Source organism: Duganella sp. sic0402, assembly GCF_019219065.1.
Taxonomy (GTDB): Bacteria; Pseudomonadota; Gammaproteobacteria; order Burkholderiales; family Burkholderiaceae_D; genus Rugamonas.
Window position 1 is genome coordinate 407844 of sequence record NZ_JAHUWK010000003.1, and the last position, 19173, is coordinate 427016.

Sequence of the window (19173 nt, forward strand, 5' to 3'; positions counted from 1 at the left end):
ATAGCCGGTAAAGAAGAATTTGGTCATGGATTGACTATAGCGCCATTGTTCAAGGCTTGGCAAGCGATTTTTTTTCGGCAAACCAGCCTCCCTACAAAACTTTACACCTCTCCGGCAATCTTTACATTTTCGCATCTGTAAGCAAATGTAATCGCGGTTCCCCCAGAGAATGCGGGCTGGCGGGACTTTTTCACATTAATGCAAAATCCCGTCTTTACAGCTGCATTTGTTTGCTACTGTTGGTAAACAGCATAATTATCTTTCGATCATTGTTCAACGCGCCACTGAATGTTTTGATGGAAATCCCTATCCCAAAACAAATATCAGGAGTGACACACCCATGATGATTGAAAGAGCTCTTACCCGATCTCTGCGCGTGATGTTTGCCGGCAGCCTGGCTGTTGGCATGCACGCAGCCGTTGCGCAAACCGAAGACGGCCCTATCCAGCGCGTTGAAGTGACCGGTTCCAGCATCAAGCGCCTGGCCACCGAAACTGCGCTGCCGATCACCAGCATCAAGGCGGCCGACTTTGAAAAGCAAGGCCTGACCACCGCCGCCGAGGTGATGAATACCCTGTCGATGAACCAGAGCGTAACCGGCAGCAGCCAGTCGGTCGGTTCCGGCACCGGCGGCATCGCCACCGCCGACCTGCGCGGCCTGGGCAGCAACAAGACGCTGGTGCTGCTGAATGGCCGCCGCCTGGCCAACCACCCGTTCAACGGCTCTTCCGTCGACCTGAACATCATCCCGCTGTCTGCACTGGACCGGGTCGAAGTGCTGCGCGACGGCGCCTCGGCCATCTACGGCACCGACGCCATCGGCGGCGTCATCAACTTCATCACCAAGCGTTCAGTGCAAGGCGTGACCGTCAGCGCCGAGCGCTATCAGCCGCAAGCCAGCGGCGCCGGCGCCGAATCGCGCATCAACCTGTCGGGCGGCTACGGCGACCTGAACAAGGATGGCTGGAATGTCTTCGGCGTAATCGACCTGCACCAGCAGACCGCGCTGGATGCGGCCGACCGCGACTTCGCCAGCACCAGCGTGCGTCCGGACCGTGGCATCAACAACAGCAGCGGCACCTCGCAGCCGGCCAACTTCTACTCGGCCAACGGCGTCACCGGCAATCCGTACTACGCCAGCGGCTGCGTCGGCAAAGGCCTGATCACCAACGCCGCCGGCACCTGCCGCACCGACACCAGCACCTACATCCAGGCGATCCCGAAAACCAAACAGGAATCCTTCCTCGGCAAAGCCACCTTCAAGCTGAATGAAGACGATATCGCCACCGTCGAATACCTGCACAGCCGCTCGACCAACGCCAGCGCGATCGCGCCGTCGCCGCTGACTGGCATCACCATGACCTCGGCCAGCCCTTACTATCCGGGCGGCAGCGCTGGCGTGCCAGCGGTGGCCGGCCTGACCGGTGAAGACCTGACGCTGAACTGGCGCACCGTAGCGGCTGGCAAGCGCCAGGGCTACGACACCTCGATCTCCGACCGCCTGGTGCTGGCCTCGGAAGGCCTGGTGGCGGGCTGGGACTACAACGTCGGCCTGACCTACGCCATCAACAAAGCCAGTAGCGCCTTCGCGGGCGGCTACACCAACGACACGCTGATGAAAGCGGGCGTGCTGAGCGGCATCCTGAATCCCTTCGGCGAGCAATCGGCGGACGGCGCGGCCTACATCGACGCGGCCCAGCTGCGCGGCGAATACCTGGCCGCCAAGATGACCAGCGTTGGCGTCGACGGCAAGATCAGCCGTGAAATCTTCCAGCTGCCGGCAGGCGGCGTCGGCTTTGCGATCGGCAGCGAATTCCGCCACGACAAAGCCACCTACAGCGTCAACCGCGACCTGGCGTCGCAGGCTTCCAGCTCCGGCTATGCCGACGCGCAGGACCAGGCTGGCCAGCGCAACATCTCGGCCATTTACTCCGAGCTGAGCGTGCCGCTGGCGAAGAACCTGGAACTCTCGGCGGCGGCCCGTTACGACCACTACAACGACGTCGGCGGCAGCTTCAACCCGAAAGTCGGTCTGCGCTGGGAAGCCAGCAAGCAGCTGATGTTCCGTACTTCGTACAACACCGGCTTCCGCGCGCCGACGCTGTACGACCTGCATGGCCCGGCCACCTCCACCTTTACCAGCAACTCGTATGACGATCCAGTGCTGTGCCCAGGCGGCAGCGCGGTGGCCGGCGCCAATCCCAACGTGGCGTGCAACCAGCAGCAGTACATCCGCAGCGGCGGCAACGCCAACCTGAATCCGGAAAAATCCAAGACCTTCGCATTGGGCGTGGTTTTCGAGCCGGCCAGTTCGGTCAGCGTGTCGTTCGACTACTTCAACATCAAGATCAAGGATTCGATCGGCACCGTGTCCGAGTCGACCATCTTCGACAACTACGAGAAGTACAAGGACTACTTCGTGTACTCGGCGGACGGCAAGACGCTGCAATACGTCAACGCCGTGCTGGACAATCTGGGTGAAGTGAAGACCTCAGGCATCGATACCAGCCTGCGCTGGAGACTGCCGCGCACCTCGGCGGGCGACTTCGGTTTCCAGTTCGACGGCACCTGGGTCCACAGCTACAAGTACCAGAACGAAACCGGTGGCGAGTTTGTTGAGAATGTCGGCGTGTATGGCGACAATGCGCCGGTGTTCCGCTGGAAGCACAACGCGACCATCAGCTGGAAAAAAGGTCCGTGGAGCGCGGCGTTCTCCAACAAATACCTGAGCGGCTACGAGGATGAGAATGATGTGGCGGAGCAGTACTACCACAAGGTCAAGGCCTACTCGACCTACTCGCTGTCGGCCAGCTATGCCGGCATCAAGAACACCGACATCACGGTAGGTATCAAGAACCTGTTGAACACGGCGCCGCCGTACACCAACCAGGGCACCACCTTCCAGAGCGGCTACGATCCACGCTTCACCGATCCGCTGGGCCGTACCTTCTACGTGAAGGCGTCCTACAAGTTCTGATTAATCCGGGGTCAGTTCCGCCAAACGTTTGGCGGAACTGACCCCGGTTTTTAGGCGGTGCCGCCGACGGTGACGCCGTCGATGCGCAGTGTCGGCTGGCCTACGCCGACCGGCACACTCTGGCCTTCCTTGCCGCATACGCCCACGCCTGGGTCCAGCTTCATGTCGTTGCCTATCATCGAGACGCGGTTCAGCACTTCCGGACCGTTGCCGATCAGCGTAGCACCTTTCACCGGATAGGTGATTTTGCCGTTTTCGATCATATAGGCCTCGCTGGCGGAGAACACGAACTTGCCGTTGGTGATATCTACCTGACCACCACCGAAGTTGACCGCATACAGGCCATTCTTCACCGACGCCAGAATCTCGCCCGGATCTTTATCGCCACCCAGCATATAGGTGTTGGTCATGCGCGGCATCGGCAGGTGCGCGAACGATTCGCGGCGCGCGTTGCCGGTCACCGGCATTTTCATCAGGCGCGCGTTCATGGTGTCCTGGATGTAGCCTTTCAGGATGCCGTCTTCGATCAGCGTGGTGCACTGGGTCGGATTGCCTTCGTCATCGATGTTCAGCGAGCCGCGGCGATCCGCCAGCGTGCCGTCATCCACCACGGTCACGCCTTTCGCCGCCACGCGGTCGCCGATGCGGCCAGCGAAGGTCGACGAACCCTTGCGGTTGAAGTCGCCTTCCAGGCCGTGACCAATCGCTTCGTGCAGCAAGATGCCCGGCCAGCCAGGGCCGAGCACCACGGTCATCGGACCGGCCGGCGCCGGGCGCGCGTCCAGGTTGACCAGCGCCGATTTCACGGCGTCATCCGCATATTGTTCCAGCAGCGCGTCGCTGAAATAGCCATAGTCGTAGCGGCCGCCGCCGCCCGACGAGCCGACTTCGCGGCGGCCGTTCTGTTCGACGATCACCGTCAGCGACACCCGCACCAGCGGACGGATATCGGCCGCCAGCACGCCATCGCTGCGCACCACCAGCACCACATCGTATTCGCCGGCCAGGCTGGCCATCACTTGCACCACGCGCGGATCTTTGGCGCGCGCCATTTTCTCGATACGCTCCAGCAGCTTGACCTTGGCGGTCGCATCCAGCGACACCAGCGGATCGTGCGGCAGGTACAGCGAGCGGCCGCCGACATGGTTCATCGCGCCAGCCACCTTGATCTTGCCAGCGCCAGCACGGGCGATGGTGCGGGTGGCGGAGGCGGCGTCCAGCAGCGCCGCTTCGGAGATTTCATCCGAGTACGAAAACGCGGTCTTGTCGCCCGACACGGCGCGCACGCCGACGCCCTGGTCGATCGAAAAACTGCCGGTCTTGACGATGCCCTCTTCCAGGCTCCAGCCTTCGTTTTTGGTAAATTGGAAATACAAGTCGGCATAGTCGACTTTATGGGTGAACATGGTGCCCAGGGTCTTGAGCAGCTTGCCTTCGTCCAGCCCGAACGGCGTCAGCAGGATATCGCGCGCTACGGCCAGGGTGGACAGATTCGGTTCAAATGGCTTCATGGTGAGGCTTTCTATGAGGTGTTACCGGCATTGTAGTGGATATCACATGGTCCGGTGTTTCAATGCCGGCAGGCTGTCGCGCACGCCTTCCATGTATTCGAGGTCGATTTCGCCCTGCACCACGCCCTCGCCCTCAGCCAGCACCGACTTGACCGTGCCCCACGGGTCGATCAGCATGCTGTGGCCCCAGGTGCGGCGGCCGTTCGGATGGATGCCGCCCTGCGCCGCCGCCAGCACATAGCACTGGTTTTCGATGGCGCGCGCGCGCAGCAGGATTTCCCAGTGCGCCATGCCGGTGGTATAGGTAAACGCGGCGGGCAGCACGATCAGCGACACCGGCCCCATCGCGCGGAACAGCTCCGGGAAACGCAGGTCATAGCACACCGACATGCCGACCTTGCCGAACGGCGCCTCGAACACACCCAGGTTCTTGCCCGGCACGATGGTTTTCGATTCGTTGTACGACTCCGTGCCCTTGCTGAAGCCGAACAGGTGGATCTTGTCGTAGCGGCTGGCATGCTCGCCATCCGGGTTGTACACCAGCGTGGTGTTGATGACTTTGTCGGCCTCATCGGACGCCAGCGGCAAGGTGCCACCGATCAGCCAGATTTTCAGCTCGCGCGCCAGCCCGGACATGAAGTCCTGGATCGGTCCCTGGCCCAGCGGCTCGGCGACTTTCACCTTGTCGCTATCGTGCACACCCATGATGGCCCAGTATTCCGGCAACAGCACCAGCTTGGCGCCGCCCTGCGCGGCCTGGGTCACCAGGCGGCGCGCAGTGGCGATGTTTTCTTCCACGGTGGGCGAGGAAATCATTTGTACGGCGGCAACGATATGGTTCATGGCGTTCCTTTGGCTGACTGTTCTAGTTTGGCGGCGTCCAGCTTGGTGACCACCGGCGCTTTCCACGGGCCGGTCACCTGCATATGATAGGTCAAGGCTTTCATCACCGGGGCGCTGAGGAAGAGCTGCGCCAGGAAGCTGCCCAGCCCGATCACCGGATTGACCGCCAGCGCATACACCAGCGGCGCGGTGCCGAGGTTGACCTCGGGAATCACCACCACATGCAGGTTGGTGGTTTCATTGGCGATATCGGCACTGCCGTCCATCAACACAGTTGCGGACACGCCGTGCATTTTCAAGTTGTCGGTGCGGACGATGCCGCGATTGATGTTGGCGCTGGCGGTAATGCCGTCGAACGCCAGACCTTCCGAGAAAACATCGTGGAAGTCCAGCTTCAGCAGGCGCGGCAAGGCTTGCAGGCTGAGCACGCCCAGCAGCTTGGCGGCGCCCGGATCTTGCTTGAGGAACTGGCCTTTCTCCACGCCCAGCATGATCTGGCCCGACAGGCTAGGCAGGTCCAGCGAATACGGCAAGCCTTTCCATGCGATATCCCCCTTCAGCGATCCTTTGCCGCCCTTGATGGTATCGACATAGCCGAAACGCTCCAGCAGCTTGCCGGAATCGCGGATTGCCAGGTTGAAGTTGAGGCTGGTGTCATGCACCCCGCCCTTGCTGACCCATTTGCCGGTGCCGTTCAGCTCGCCATCGGCATTGGCCAGCGACAGCTTGCTGACGCGCCATTCGCGCGCATTTTGCAGCTGGACGTTATTGGCCTGCAGTTCCAGCCGCCCCAGCGGCTTGTTGAACAGTTCAAAACGCTCCACCACCACGTCCAGCGCCGGGATGGTGGCGGCGGCGCTCTTGCCGTCCAACAGCTCCTGCACTTCGCCGGACGCGGATTCCGGTATCACCAGCGACGACAGCCGCGCCGTCACCTTGCCCAGGCCGGCGCCGGTCGATGGCTCGGCCCAGGTCAGATAGCCATTCGCCTGAGTCGAATCGATGCTGGCCTGCCAGCTGCCTTTTTGATGGGTGACGCCGACCACGATGTTTTCCAGCTTGCGGCCGCCGATAATCAGTTCGCTGGAGCGGGCAGCAATGGCGTCCGGCACCACATAGCCGGTGAAGTCGCTGGCGTCCGCGCCGGACGCTGCTCCAGCGCCGGTGCCATCCTTGCCAGCGATGGCGTCGCCAAAGTCCAGCCAGCTGTCCGCATTCAGCTGGCGCAGGTTGAGATTGAACGCCAGGCCGCTCTCCGGCTCCGGCGCCGGCGCGTTGACGCCGATGCCGCCGCGCACCAGCTTCCAGTGCTGGCGCATCATCTTCTGGCGCTGGTAGCGCGCCATGACACTGTTGCCCAGGCTGATGCGGATATCGTCATGCAGCAGCCCGCCCGCATCCGGTGTCAGGCCGGCGTTGAGCAGGAAGCGCACCGGCATGCTGTCGGTGGCGGGCTTGTTCAGCGGCGCCGGCAGGTCCAAGCCAAGGCCGCTCAAGCTGGAATCCACAGCAATTTGCAATTGATGGTCGCGTGCGGTGATGGTGCCGGTATAGCGTGCGCTGCCGGAGAAATGATCGGCCAGGCGCTGCATCGCCGGCATGCTGTAAGTCTGGCGGAAGCCGTCGGCCGTGATCAGGCCGGCCAGCTTCACCACGATGGCATTATCCTTCTGGCTGCCGCCGGTAATCGACACCGGCCCGCCCAGGAAATTACCCGACAGCTGGTTCAGATTGACGCCATGCTCGTTGAATTCGATCTTGCCCTGCGACGATTGCACCACCGGCAAATCGTTCATCAGCGTGATGTCATTATTGGCCAGCGTCAGCGTGCCGTTGACTTTGGTGTCCAGCGCATGCGCCAGCGGAATGCGCAGGCTCAGCGCCAGCTTGGCGTTGCCGGTGGCCTGGGTTTCATCGGTAAAGTGCGAGATCCAGCCGAGTACCGGGCTGATCGCCACATACTTGAGGAATTCCTGCATCTGGCCGGCCGCGTTGCCGTCGATTTCCAGCATCGAATCGTGGATGCTCAAATCCGGAATGACCGCCTTCACATTGCTCAGCGCAACGCCGGCGGTGGTGGCGGTATCGCCGCGAATTTCCATGCGCGCGCGCTCGAACACAAAGCTGCCCTTGATGTGCTCGGCCTGCGGCCACAGCGGCAGCGGCTTGCCATCCTTGCCCAATTCCTTGCCGTCATGCAGATAGTAGCCAGGCTCGTAATTCAGCCTGGCGTCGTTCAGCTTGCCGGCCACGCGGAACTCACCACGCGACTTACTCTCGCCATGGAAGGGGAAGTGCGCCAGGTCGCCGCGCAGGCGTATCGTCACATCGCTGGCGACGCCGCCTTCCAGCGCGCCGGTCAGCCAGTGGGTGATGTCGTGCGGCGTCTGCATCGGCAGGTAGCGGCCGATGCGGTTGATCTGGAAGCCGGTCAGCGTGCCGGTCAGGTCGGCCGTGCCGGGACCTTTGCCGGCCAGCGAAAGCAGATGCGTGCCTTGCAGCGTGCCCTGCAAGCCCTCCTGCTCGAAGTCCATGCTGTCGATCTGGAAGCGCAGCTGGTTGTCCGCTTCAAACGACCAGCGCGCCTGCAAGTTCAGATGGTCGAACGGCATCGACGCCTCGGCGAAATAATCCGGCATCTGCAACACCAGCTGCTGCGAATTCAGGCTAAAGCTGCCGCCCTTCTCGGTGGCGTCAATCGAACCGCTCAGGTTATCGAAGCCGGGTATGGCTGGCATGCCGGCAATCGCTGGCGTCTTGCCCGACCTGGCTTGCGGCAGGCGCGGCGGCTGCGGCTTCAGGCCCAGGCCGACCAGGTCGCCCTTGACGCGGTATGTCTGCAAGGCAGGGAATACGCCTTGCCATTCGGCCGAGAAATTCTGCAATAAACCCCGCGGCGCGAAGCCGGCCACCAGCTTGTGCTGGTGTTCGCTCAGCGGCATGCGCTCAGCCAGGCCGGCCAGCGTTTGCAGGTCCAGCTGGCGCGCCCGCACTTCGACTTTTTCCGGTTTGGCGCCAGCGGCTGCCACATAGGTTTCCGACAGCGAAGTCGGCGCCATCACCAGGCCATCACGCGTGGTCAGCGTCAGATTGCGCAGTTCCAGCGTGTGGCCCAGCGCGCCGAAGCGCGGCGTGGCGGCCCCCTTGTGCGCCAGCGCCGGGCGGATATCTTCGTGCATCGCCACCCGGCCTTGCAGCTGTTGCAGGTCCAGCAGCGGCAATTCCTTGCCCAGCACGGCGGTGATATCGCCCAAGCCGACATCAGCGGTGAAACTGGTCAGGCGAGACTGGTCGATTGCCACCCAGGCGCGCAGCGAGCCCTTGCCCTTGCTCAGTTCAAACGGGTAATCGATCCAGGTCTTCCAGGCCAGCAGATCGGCGCCGCGCACGTCGGCGTAGACCTCGCCCTTCCACATCGAGAAATTGGAGACGCGTGCACCAAACGCTGGATGGGTGAAGTTGGCGCGCAGGTCGAGCGGCGCCGCCAGCGCGGCCGGCGGCGTGGCGCGCAGCGAAAACTCATGGTGCAGCCAGTTGTTTTGCATCACCAGCGCCAGCTGGTCCAGCACCAGCGGCGGCGCGGCTCGGCTGCGGTCAGTCCATTGCACGCGCCCCTGGTTGATGACGATCTGGCGCTGGGTCAGCAGCCAGTCCAGGCCTTTGCCGTCGCTCGGCTTGCTGGGGTCGATAAAGATGCCGGCCACGTACAGCTTGCCGTCGCGGTCGCGCAGCACATCGAGATCAGGGCGGTTCAGTTCCAGCGCATGGAAACGTACTTTGGCGGTGACCGCCGTCCACCACGACAGCGTGGCCGACACGCTCGGCAAGGTCAGCGCCGGACGGCCCTGCTGGTCGTGCAGCACCACGTCACCCAGGAACAGATTGGGACGGAAGCCGCTCCACGAGGCATACACACGGGAAATTGTGACCTGGTTGCCGATCGCGCGGCTGGCGGCGCGCTCGATATCGTCCTTGTAGTGGTCGATATTTGGCAGCACCACGTAGCGCAGCGTCAGGAACAGGATGGTGAAGGCAAAATACAGCAGCAGCGCCAGCTTCAGCGTGAAGCCCAGCACATGATAGGTGGCCAGATTGCAGAAACGGTAGGCGGCACGAAGCCGATGCCAGCGCGCAGCCAATGGGCTTTCGCCTGTCACGGTCTCCTCTTCTGTTTTTTGCATTAATACGCTAATAAATCAGGCCATGCGTCAAATAAATAGCAAACTCGCGCTACACTCGGTTTTCCGGAGCAATTCTACCTTATCCCTCTATGAGTTCACCGTCCGTCTCCCCGTCCGTACCGCCATCTGCATCTCGTTTCTACCAGCGCTGGCTGTCCGCCGCGCCCGACCGCGCCGCCAAGATCGATGAACTCGCGCAATTATCGCTTGCCAAGATCGATCTCGCGGATTATTTACAAAAAGAAGCAAATGGTAATTTGCCGCTGGTGCGCGCCATGCGCCGCCTGCGCAACCTGCTAGTGTGCACGCTGATCCGCCGCGACCTGGCAGGCCAGGCCAACCTGGCCGAAGTGGTGGAAACCATGACACGCTTCGCCGACTTCGCCATCCAGCGCCACCTGGCCGAACTGCACGCCGACATGGTGGCGGCGCACGGCCAGCCGCTCAGCCACGATGCCGGCCAGCCGCAGGAAATGATGGTGCTGGCGATGGGCAAGCAAGGCGGCGGCGAACTCAATGTCTCGTCCGACATCGACCTGATCTTCGTCTACCCGGAAGACGGCGACACCGCCGCCGGTCCGGGCCAGCGCAGCCTGTCCAACCACGAATTCTTCGTCCGCCTGGGCAAAAAGCTGATCGCCGCGCTGGCGGAGATCACCGAAGATGGCTACACCTTCCGCGTCGATATGGCCCTGCGCCCGAATGGCAACTCCGGCCCGCTGGCCGCCAGCCTGGCCATGGTGGAGAACTATCTGATCGTCCAGGGCCGCGAGTGGGAGCGCTACGCCTGGGTAAAGGCGCGCGCTGTCACCGGGCGCGCCGAGGATATCGCCGCACTCGATGCGATTGTGCGTCCGTTCTGCTTCCGCCGCTACCTGGACTTTGGCGTGATTGACGCGATCCGCAATATGCACGCGCAAATCCGCGCTGAAGTGAACCGCCAGGAACGGCTGCACCCGGACCGCAGCAACAACGTCAAGCTGGGCCGGGGCGGTATCCGCGAAATCGAATTTCTGGCGCAGGTATTCCAGCTGATACGCGGCGGCCGCGACGCCGCCCTGCGCGACCGCTCAACCCGCACCACGCTGCGCATCATTGCCGAAAAAGGACTGCTCAGCCACGCCATCGTCTATCAACTTCTGGCTTCTTACACCTTTTTGCGCAATCTGGAGCACCGCCTGCAATACCTGGACGACGCCCAGACCCACACCCTGCCCGCCAACGACGCCGACCGGCAGACAGTGGCTGCGATGATGGGCCTGCCCGACGTGGCCACCCTGCTGGCCCAGCTGGAAGCCCATCGCCAGTTTGTCGCCGGCCAGTTTGACGAGATGTTCTCGGACAAGACCGAGAGCAGCGAAAACGATATCGAACTGCAATCCAGCAATGAATGCGCCGATCCCGACAACCGCGAGGCGATGGTGGCCCGCTTTACCGCGCTCGGCTTCGACGATCCGGACGCCGCCACCAAGCGCCTGATCGCCACCTGGCAGGCGCCGCGCCTGCAATCCATGCCGGAAGCCAGCCGCAACCGCCTGCAGGGGCTGATCAATGCGGCGCTGCCGCTGATCGTCCAGGCCGCCCAGGAATCCAGCGGCGGCAACCAGCTGGCGACGCTGGGCCGGCTGCTGGATTTCCTGGAAGCGATCGCACGCCGCTCCGCCTATCTGTCGCTGCTGACCGAGTATCCGCACACACTGGCGCGGGTGATCCGCATGGTGCACGCCAGCGGCTGGGGCGCCAAATTCCTCAGCCAGCACCCTATCCTGCTGGACGAGTTGCTGGACGACCGGGTGCGCAACGCGGTCTTCGATCCGGTCGCGCTGGCCACCGATATCGACCAGCAACTGGCGGCCGCGCCCGGTGATACCGAGCGTCAGATGGACATCCTGCGCGAAATCCACCACGCCCAGCTATTCCACCTGCTGGCGCAGGACTTGGCCGGCGACCTGACGGTGGAAAAGCTGGCCGACCACCTGTCGGCGCTGGCTGACACCATCGTCGCGGCCACCATCAAGGCGGTATGGCAGACGGTGGCCACGCGCCACCGCGAAGTGCCGCTATTCACCGTCATCGCCTACGGCAAGCTGGGCGGCAAGGAACTGGGCTATGTATCCGACCTGGACGTGATCTTCCTGTACGACGATCCCGACCAGGAAGCGCCGGCCCAGTACGCCAAGCTGGCGCAGCGCTTCATCACCTGGATGACTTCGCACACCTCGGCCGGCATCCTGTTCGACATCGACACCGCGCTGCGGCCGGACGGCGCCAGTGGCATGCTGGTGTCCTCGGTCACCTCGTTTGAAAAATACCAGAGCAATTCGGCCTGGGTATGGGAGCACCAGGCGCTGACCCGCGCCCGCTATTGTGCCGGCGACTTATCTATCGGACTACGTTTCGACGACATCCGTGACACGGTGCTGCGCAAGGAGCGCCCAGCCGATGGTCCGCTGAAGCAGGAAGTGATCGCCATGCGCAAGCGCATGGTCGACGCCAAACCGAATACCAGCGCCCTGTTCGACCTGAAGCAAGATCCGGGCGGCATGATCGATATCGAGTTCATCGTGCAGTACTTGGTGTTGCAATATGCACATACTTATCCGCAGCTGACCGCCAACTTCGGCAATATCGCACTGCTGAAAATCTGCGCCGAACTCGGCCTGATCGACGCCGGCCTGGCCGCCAGCGTGGCCGATGCCTACCGCAAATACCGCAAGCTACAGCACCAATTGCGCTTGCAGGGACAAGACCTGGCGCGCATCGCGCCGGAGCTGGTGGCGGAACAGGCGGTGCAGGTACGCGCCTTGTGGGACAGCTTGTTCGGCAACGATGTTGGCACTTAGCAACATTTCCTCCAGCAAAGGTTGCTGAGCTGCGCTACTATGCCTAGTTCTGAAGACATAAAAAAGCGCAGCGCAAGCTGCTATTAAAACCTGGAGAATACGCATGAAAACATTATTTGCGGCAGCCGCAATCAGTTTTGCGTTGTGTGGGGTGTCGTCAGCTGCGGAACGGGGCACGCGCTCGGAAGCTATTGCAATGGTTAAAAAAGCCGTGGCAATGGTAAAGACTCAAGGCAAGGAACAAACCTTTGCCGCGATTTCAGATCCCAACAATACCGCCTTTCATGACCGTGATTTATATATCTACGTGTACGACTTCAAGGGTAATGCCTTGGCACACGGAAATAATCCTAAAATGGTGGGAAAATCTCTTATTGGCTTGAAAGATTATGAAAGCAAAATGATCGTTCAGGATATGATTAAGGTTGCTAAAAACCAAGGGAATGGCTGGGTATATTTTAAATGGCCGAATCCGCTTACCAAGACGGTAGAAGCCAAGGCGGGTTATGTCGAGCGGGTCGATGATTATCTGATCGGTTCCGGCGCTTACCAGTAAGCACCGCATTTGTCCTGACAAGCCGGGCCTGGCCCGGCTTTTTTACGTCCCTGCTCAGCCAATCATGCTAAAAATTGGCGCGAAAACACCAAAAACCAGTCTGATACAAGTTCCTGCGCACGATTGCTCATCCCTGCTGATTATTCCTGGTTTGCTGCTTATACTAAATTCAGCGTCGCCAAATAAACATTATCAATCACCACCAGGGAGCTTGAATGGATAAGATCGTTTTAAAAGACGGTGTTATTGCCGTCGCCATGGCACTGGCCACCTCATCTATTGCAATCGCGCAGGAAAGCAATCCGCCGATAGAGAAAGTGATTATTACCGGCTCCAACATCAAGCGGATTGATGTGGAAACCGCCACGCCGGTGCAGGTATTGCGCCGGGAAGAAATTGGCCGGCTCGGGGTTAACTCCGTGCGCGATGTCATCGATACTCTGACCTCCTCCAGCAGCAGCGCTTTATCGGATATAGGCGGATCGAATTCTTTTGCCGGTGGCGCTTCATCGGCATCGCTGCGTAATCTCGGCAAACAGTCCACCCTGGTATTATTAAATTCGCGCCGCGTCGCGCCATATGGCCTGGCCGACTATAACGAAGTATTTACCAATCTCGATACTTTGCCGCTGGACGCGATTGACCGGATCGAGGTATTGCGCAATGGCGGCTCGGCCATTTACGGCTCCGATGCGGTGGCCGGTGTCATCAACATCATTACCCGCAGCGATTTCCAGGGCGTGCAGGTGCGCGGAAATTATGAGCAATCGCTCAAGAACCAGCAGTTCAAAACCAAGACCGCCAGCCTCACCGGCGGCGTCGGCGACTATGGCCGGGACGGTTACAATGTGCTGGCCAACATCGAAGTCTTTCACCGCGACAGCGTCATCTGGCGCGATGTGGTGGACGATATCAATCCCGGCTACGGCGAAAAATTCTCCGCGCTGGCGCCCGGCAGCGGCCTGAAGTTCGGCAACCGGGGCGCACCATCGACCTTCAGCTATCCAGGCAATCTGATCGGCCAGGGGCCGATCGCCGGCTGCGCCACGCTGAATAGCGCCGGACTGTGCATTTATGACCGCTACGCCCGCTTCGAGGCCATTCCCAAGGCCGACCGCGTCAACGCGCTGGTATCGGGCAAGCTGAAGCTCAACAACGATATCGACGCCTATTCGGAAATCCTGTATTCCAAGACCAAGACCACCTATATCGGCGCGTCCGGCACCTACGGCTCGACGAATCCGGATGCCGTCTGGGGCGATCCCGCAACCGGCGATGGCAGACTGTTCGGCTACCGTTTCCTGTCGCCGGCGTCGCCGCTGAACACCACCGGCGAACCGCTGGAATTGCGCTACCGCTTCCTCGATTCGCCCTACGCCAGCCCGGTCGATAGCGACCAGTACCGCGTGCTGGCCGGTCTGCGCGGCACCTGGGCCGGCAAATGGGACTGGGACAGCGCGGCCGGCGTGATGGGCAGCAAGACCAAAATGCGCAACGCCGGCGCGCTCAGCGACAGCGGCTTCAAGGCCGTGGTCGGCGACTACAACCGCACCCTGGCCGGCGATCCCGACTGCGAAGCCAACTTCCCCGGCTATTGCGAATACACCGCCGCTGATCCGAATTTCTTCAATCAGCTGTACAAGCTGGGCCAAACCAATTCGCCGGAAGTGCTGCGCCAGCTATTCCCGGAACAGGGCTATGACGGCAAGATCACCCAATATTTCATCGACGGCAAGATCAGCGGCGAGATCGGCAAGATCAGCGACCGCGCCATCGGGCTGGCGATCGGCGGCGAAGTCCGGCATGAGAAATTCCGCATCACCCCGACCGCCAACTTGCTAACCGGCGACATCGTCGGCAACGGTGCCGCCACCGCCGACGCCAGCCGCACCACCGAGGCGGTGTTCACCGAGGTCAACCTGCCGGTGACCGACAAGCTGGAGCTGGTCGGTGCGGCGCGCGTCGACAAATTCCCCGGCTTCAAGGCGCACGCCTCGCCCAAGGTGGCCGCGCGCTGGGAAGTGACCCCGGCGCTGATGCTGCGCGCCACCTACGAAGGCGGCTTCCGTGCGCCCAATCTGACCGAGAGTGCGCAGTCGAGCAAGTTCGCCTTCGACAACGGCAAGCAGGACCCGAAACGCTGCTCCCAAGCGAATGCGCTGGCGGACGATTTGCGCAGCCAGGCCGAGGCGCTGCCGGCCAGCGATCCAAACCAGGCACTGCTGCTGGCGCGCGCCGACATCGTCTATCAGAATGAATGCGCCAAGGGCGTGGCCAGCATCGTGCGCAACAATCCGGGACTGAAGCCGGAAACCAGCCGCAGCGCCACCATCGGCATGGTGCTGGAGCCGGTCAAGGGTTCGAATCTGTCGCTGGATTACTGGCATATCGAACGCAAGGACGAGATCGGCCTGAAATCCACCGAAGACCTGCTGGCCGCCGAAAACGACCAGCCGCCCGGCGTCATCAACCGCGCGCCGCTGTCGCAGGACAAGACCTTCAGCCTGGCCGAGCAAGCACGTTACGGCGTCACGGCCGGCTCGCTGCTGTCGACTTCGGGCCAGTTCGAGAACGTGGCGCGCACCAAGACCAGCGGCGTCGACCTGAGCGCCAATTCGCGCATCGCCACCCGCATCGGCCGGCTCGACCTGGGCTTGAACGCCACCTATTTACTCGAATTGAAGAATTTCAGCTCGACGCTGAATGATTACGGCGACAACCTGGCCGGCCGCTACGGCTATTCGAAAACCGTGGCCAATCTGACCGCCGCGCTACAGACGGGCAAGCTCATCAACGGACTGCGGCTGGTGTACAACAGCAAAACCTCGCTGAACGATGATTACTACGATGATCTGTACACGCTCGACGGTTGCCAGCAACGCGACTGGAGCGCCGCCGAATGCCGGATCAAGGCCTATGGCAGGCTGGATTACAACCTCAGCTACGAGGCCCTGCAGGGGCTGACGCTGTCGCTGTACGTGCGGAATATCACCAATCGCCGGCCGCCGCTCGACCTGCGCGCTTTCAACGCCGATGGCGGCGGCGTGATCCCGCAAAGCGTGGCCGATGTCCAGGGCCGCTCGGTGCGCGTGACGGCGGAATACCGCTTTCGCTAAAAACAAAGGCCACCCGGAGGTGGCCTTTTGTCATACTGCGGCGCGAATTACTTCGCGTTCATCAGTGCAACGGTGGTGTCCAGCATGCGGTTCGAGAAGCCCCACTCATTGTCATACCACGACGATACTTTCACCAGACGGCCCGACACTTTGGTCAGGGTCGAATCGAAGTTCGACGATGCTGGGTTGTGGTTGAAGTCGATCGAGACCAGCGGTTCGGTCTGGTAAGTCAGTACTTCTTTCAGCGCGCCTTCAGCAGCGGCCTTCATCAGCGCGTTGACTTCTTCGACGGTGGTGTCGCGCTTGGCGATGAACGACAGGTCGACCAGCGACACATTGATGGTCGGCACGCGGATCGCGAAACCGTCCAGCTTGCCATTCAGCTCAGGCAGCACCAGGCCAACCGCAGCGGCGGCGCCGGTTTTGGTCGGGATCATCGACTGGGTAGCCGAACGGGCGCGGCGCAGGTCTTCGTGCATCACGTCCGACAAGACCTGGTCGTTGGTGTAAGCGTGCACGGTGGTCATCAGGCCGGTTTCAACGCCAATCGCGTCGTTGAGCGGCTTGACCAGCGGCGCCAGGCAGTTGGTGGTGCACGATGCGTTCGAAATCACGGTGTCGCTGGCTTTCAGCACTTGCTGATTGACGCCGTACACCACGGTTGCGTCCACATCCTTGCCGCCTGGTGCCGAGATGATGACTTTCTTGGCGCCGCCTTTCAGGTGGGCCGAAGCTTTTTCTTTGGTGGTGAAGAAGCCGGTGCACTCCAGCACCACGTCCACGCCCAGCTCGCCCCATGGGATTTCAGCCGGGTTGCGCTGCGCGAACACGCGGATCTTGTCGCCGTTCACGATCATATTGTCGCCGTCGACTTCCACGGTGCCAGGGAACTTGCCATGGGCGGTGTCGTAGCGGGTCAGGTGGGCGTTCGACTTGGCGTCGCCCAGGTCATTAATCGCCACGATCTGGATGTCTTGCTTTTTACCGCCTTCGTAGAAAGCACGCAGTACATTACGGCCGATGCGGCCATAGCCATTGATTGCAACTTTGATCGTCATACTTTGCTCCTGATTAAAAATATTGTTAATGCAACCAGCAATTATAGATTAAGCAATGACAGATTTGACTTTCGCCACGACGTTGTCCACCGTGAAGCCGAAGTGCTTGAACAACACGCCTGCCGGAGCCGACTCACCGAAGGTATCGATGCCGACCACAGCGCCTTCCAGGCCGACGTACTTGTACCAGAAATCGGTTACACCCGCTTCGATGGCCACGCGTGGCACGCCCTTGGTCAGCACGGCAGCCTTGTAGGCGGCATCCTGACGGTCAAATACATCGGTCGAGGGCATCGACACTACACGCGCGGTAATGCCTTCGGCGGCCAGCGCCGAGGCGGCAGCTTGCGCCAGTTCGATTTCCGAACCGGTGGCGATCAGCGTGACTTTGGCTTCAGCCGCTTCTTTCAGCACATAGCCGCCGCGCTTGATGTCGGCGATCTGCGCATCGCTGCGCTCCTGGTAAGGCAGGTTCTGGCGCGAGAAGATCAGCGTCGATGGGCCGGTTTGGCGCTTGACCGCCTCGCCCCACGCCACCATCGATTCGGTGGTGTCGCATGGACGCCAGTTGTCCAGGCCAGGAATCAGGCGCAGCGACGATACGTGCTCGACCGACTGGTGGGTCGGGCCGTCTTCGCCCAGGCCGATCGAATCGTGGGTGAACACGAAGATCGAACGCTGTTTCATCAGCGCGGCCATGCGCAGCGCGTTGCGGCTGTAGTCGGCGAAGGTCAGGAAGGTGGCGCCGAACGGGATGTAGCCGCCGTGCAGGGCCACGCCGTTCATGATCGCCGACATGCCGAATTCGCGCACGCCGTAGTTGATGTGGTTGCCTGGCTTGCCGGAACGCACTGGAACAATCTCTTTCCAGTTGGTCAGGTTGGAGCCGGTCAGGTCGGCCGAGCCGCCCAGGAATTCCGGCAGCACTGGCGCCAGCGCCTGAATCGCGTTCTGGCTGGCCTTGCGGGTGGCGATGTTTTCTTTCTTCTCGACCGTCGAAGCGATGCCGGCGGCCAGCGCCGCGTCGAAGTTGCCTGGCAGTTCGCCAGCCATGCGGCGGCTCAGCTCAGCGGCTTCTTGCGGGTATTTGGCGGTATATTCGGCGAACTTGGCAGTCCAGTCGGCTTCCAGCTTGGCGCCCACCGAGGTGAAGTCCCAGGCGCTGGCCACGTCGGCAGGAATCTCGAACGGGGCGGCGCTCCAGCCGATGTATTCGCGGACAGCCGCGACTTCCTTGTCGCCCAGCGCGGCGCCGTGCACCTTGTCGCCGCCTTGCAGGTTAGGCGAACCTTTGCCGATGATGGTTTTGCAGCAGATCAGGGTTGGCTTGTCAGCCTTCTTGGCGGCTTCGATGGCGGCAGAGACCGCGTCCACATCGTGGCCGTCGACCGCGCGGATCACGTTCCAGCCATAGGCTTCGAAACGTGCCGGGGTGTCGTCGGTGAACCAGCCTTCGACCTTGCCGTCGATCGAGATACCGTTGTCGTCATACAGCGCGATCAGTTTTTTCAGGCCCAGCGTGCCGGCCAGTGCGCACACTTCGTGCGAGATGCCTTCCATCAGGCAGCCGTCGCCGACGAAGGCGTAGGTGTAGTGATCGACCACGTCCAGGCCAGGCTTGTTGAATTCGCTTGCCAGCAGCCATTCGGCCAGCGCCATGCCGACCGCGTTGGCGATACCCTGGCCCAGTGGGCCGGTGGTGGTTTCCACGCCTGGGGTGTAGCCGACTTCCGGGTGGCCCGGGGTCTTCGAGTGCATCTGGCGGAAGGCCTTGATGTCATCCATGCTCACCGCATAGCCGCTCAGGTGCAGCAGCGCGTAATGCAGCATCGAGCCGTGGCCGTTCGACAACAGGAAGCGGTCGCGGTTCACCCATTTCGGATTGGCCGGGTTGTGGCTGTAATGGCCACTCCACAGCGCAACAGCGATTTCGGCCATGCCCATCGGCATGCCTGGGTGGCCGGAGTTGGCCTTCTGGACGGCGTCCATAGCCAGCGCGCGGATCGCGTTAGCCTTTTGTGGGTGCGGGAGCGTAGTGTTCATGATGGTCTATAAGTGCTGGAGGTTTGAAATCCTGATGCTGCCAAC

9 protein-coding genes are annotated in these 19173 nt (G+C 61.5%); 4 read left to right on the plus strand and 5 right to left on the minus strand.

Going from position 1 to position 19173, the window contains the following annotated elements; all coding sequences use genetic code 11:
* The first annotated feature begins 340 nt into the window (after positions 1 to 340).
* Positions 341 to 2977 carry a TonB-dependent receptor gene (locus tag KW842_RS10890; RefSeq protein WP_218304099.1) on the plus strand — a complete coding sequence of 879 codons (2637 nt, stop codon included), beginning with the start codon at positions 341 to 343 and terminating at the stop codon, positions 2975 to 2977.
* Between the two features lie 50 nt (positions 2978 to 3027).
* Here the strand turns inward: KW842_RS10890 and tldD are convergent, their stop codons facing one another.
* The 3 genes from tldD to KW842_RS10905 are packed head-to-tail and all read right to left on the minus strand — an operon-like array spanning position 3028 to position 9488.
* Positions 3028 to 4488, minus strand: coding sequence for a metalloprotease TldD (gene tldD, locus KW842_RS10895; RefSeq protein WP_218304100.1), 1461 nt, complete (start codon positions 4486 to 4488; stop codon positions 3028 to 3030).
* 42 nt (positions 4489 to 4530) lie between these two features.
* The gene (locus KW842_RS10900; protein ID WP_218304101.1) at positions 4531 to 5331 is read right to left on the minus strand and encodes a carbon-nitrogen hydrolase family protein; all 801 of its coding nucleotides are present in this window, start codon (positions 5329 to 5331) and stop codon (positions 4531 to 4533) included.
* Positions 5328 to 9488, minus strand: coding sequence for a YhdP family protein (locus KW842_RS10905; protein WP_373925164.1), 4161 nt, complete (start codon positions 9486 to 9488; stop codon positions 5328 to 5330). The genes KW842_RS10900 and KW842_RS10905 overlap by 4 nt, the downstream gene beginning before the upstream one ends.
* 113 nt (positions 9489 to 9601) lie before the next feature.
* On the opposite strand from KW842_RS10905, the gene glnE reads away from it, so the two are divergent.
* The 3 genes from glnE (at position 9602) to KW842_RS10920 (ending at position 16027) form a co-directional block, all read left to right on the plus strand.
* Positions 9602 to 12355, plus strand: a complete 2754-nt coding sequence (glnE, locus tag KW842_RS10910; RefSeq protein ID WP_218304103.1) for a bifunctional [glutamate--ammonia ligase]-adenylyl-L-tyrosine phosphorylase/[glutamate--ammonia-ligase] adenylyltransferase — start codon at positions 9602 to 9604, stop codon at positions 12353 to 12355.
* Positions 12356 to 12458: 103 nt separating this feature from the next.
* The gene (locus KW842_RS10915) at positions 12459 to 12911 is read left to right on the plus strand and encodes a cache domain-containing protein (protein WP_218304104.1); all 453 of its coding nucleotides are present in this window, start codon (positions 12459 to 12461) and stop codon (positions 12909 to 12911) included.
* Positions 12912 to 13126: 215 nt separating this feature from the next.
* Entirely contained in the window at positions 13127 to 16027 is a 2901-nt protein-coding gene (locus KW842_RS10920) for a TonB-dependent receptor domain-containing protein (protein WP_218304105.1), read from the plus strand.
* Between the two features lie 47 nt (positions 16028 to 16074).
* Here the strand turns inward: KW842_RS10920 and gap are convergent, their stop codons facing one another.
* Positions 16075 to 17085: a type I glyceraldehyde-3-phosphate dehydrogenase gene (gene gap, locus KW842_RS10925; RefSeq protein ID WP_218304106.1), complete on the minus strand. Its 1011-nt coding sequence runs from the start codon at positions 17083 to 17085 to the stop codon at positions 16075 to 16077.
* A 48-nt stretch (positions 17086 to 17133) separates the two neighbouring features.
* Positions 17134 to 19128 carry a transketolase gene (tkt, locus tag KW842_RS10930; protein WP_218304107.1) on the minus strand — a complete coding sequence of 665 codons (1995 nt, stop codon included), beginning with the start codon at positions 19126 to 19128 and terminating at the stop codon, positions 17134 to 17136.
* Positions 19129 to 19173: the final 45 nt, after the last annotated feature.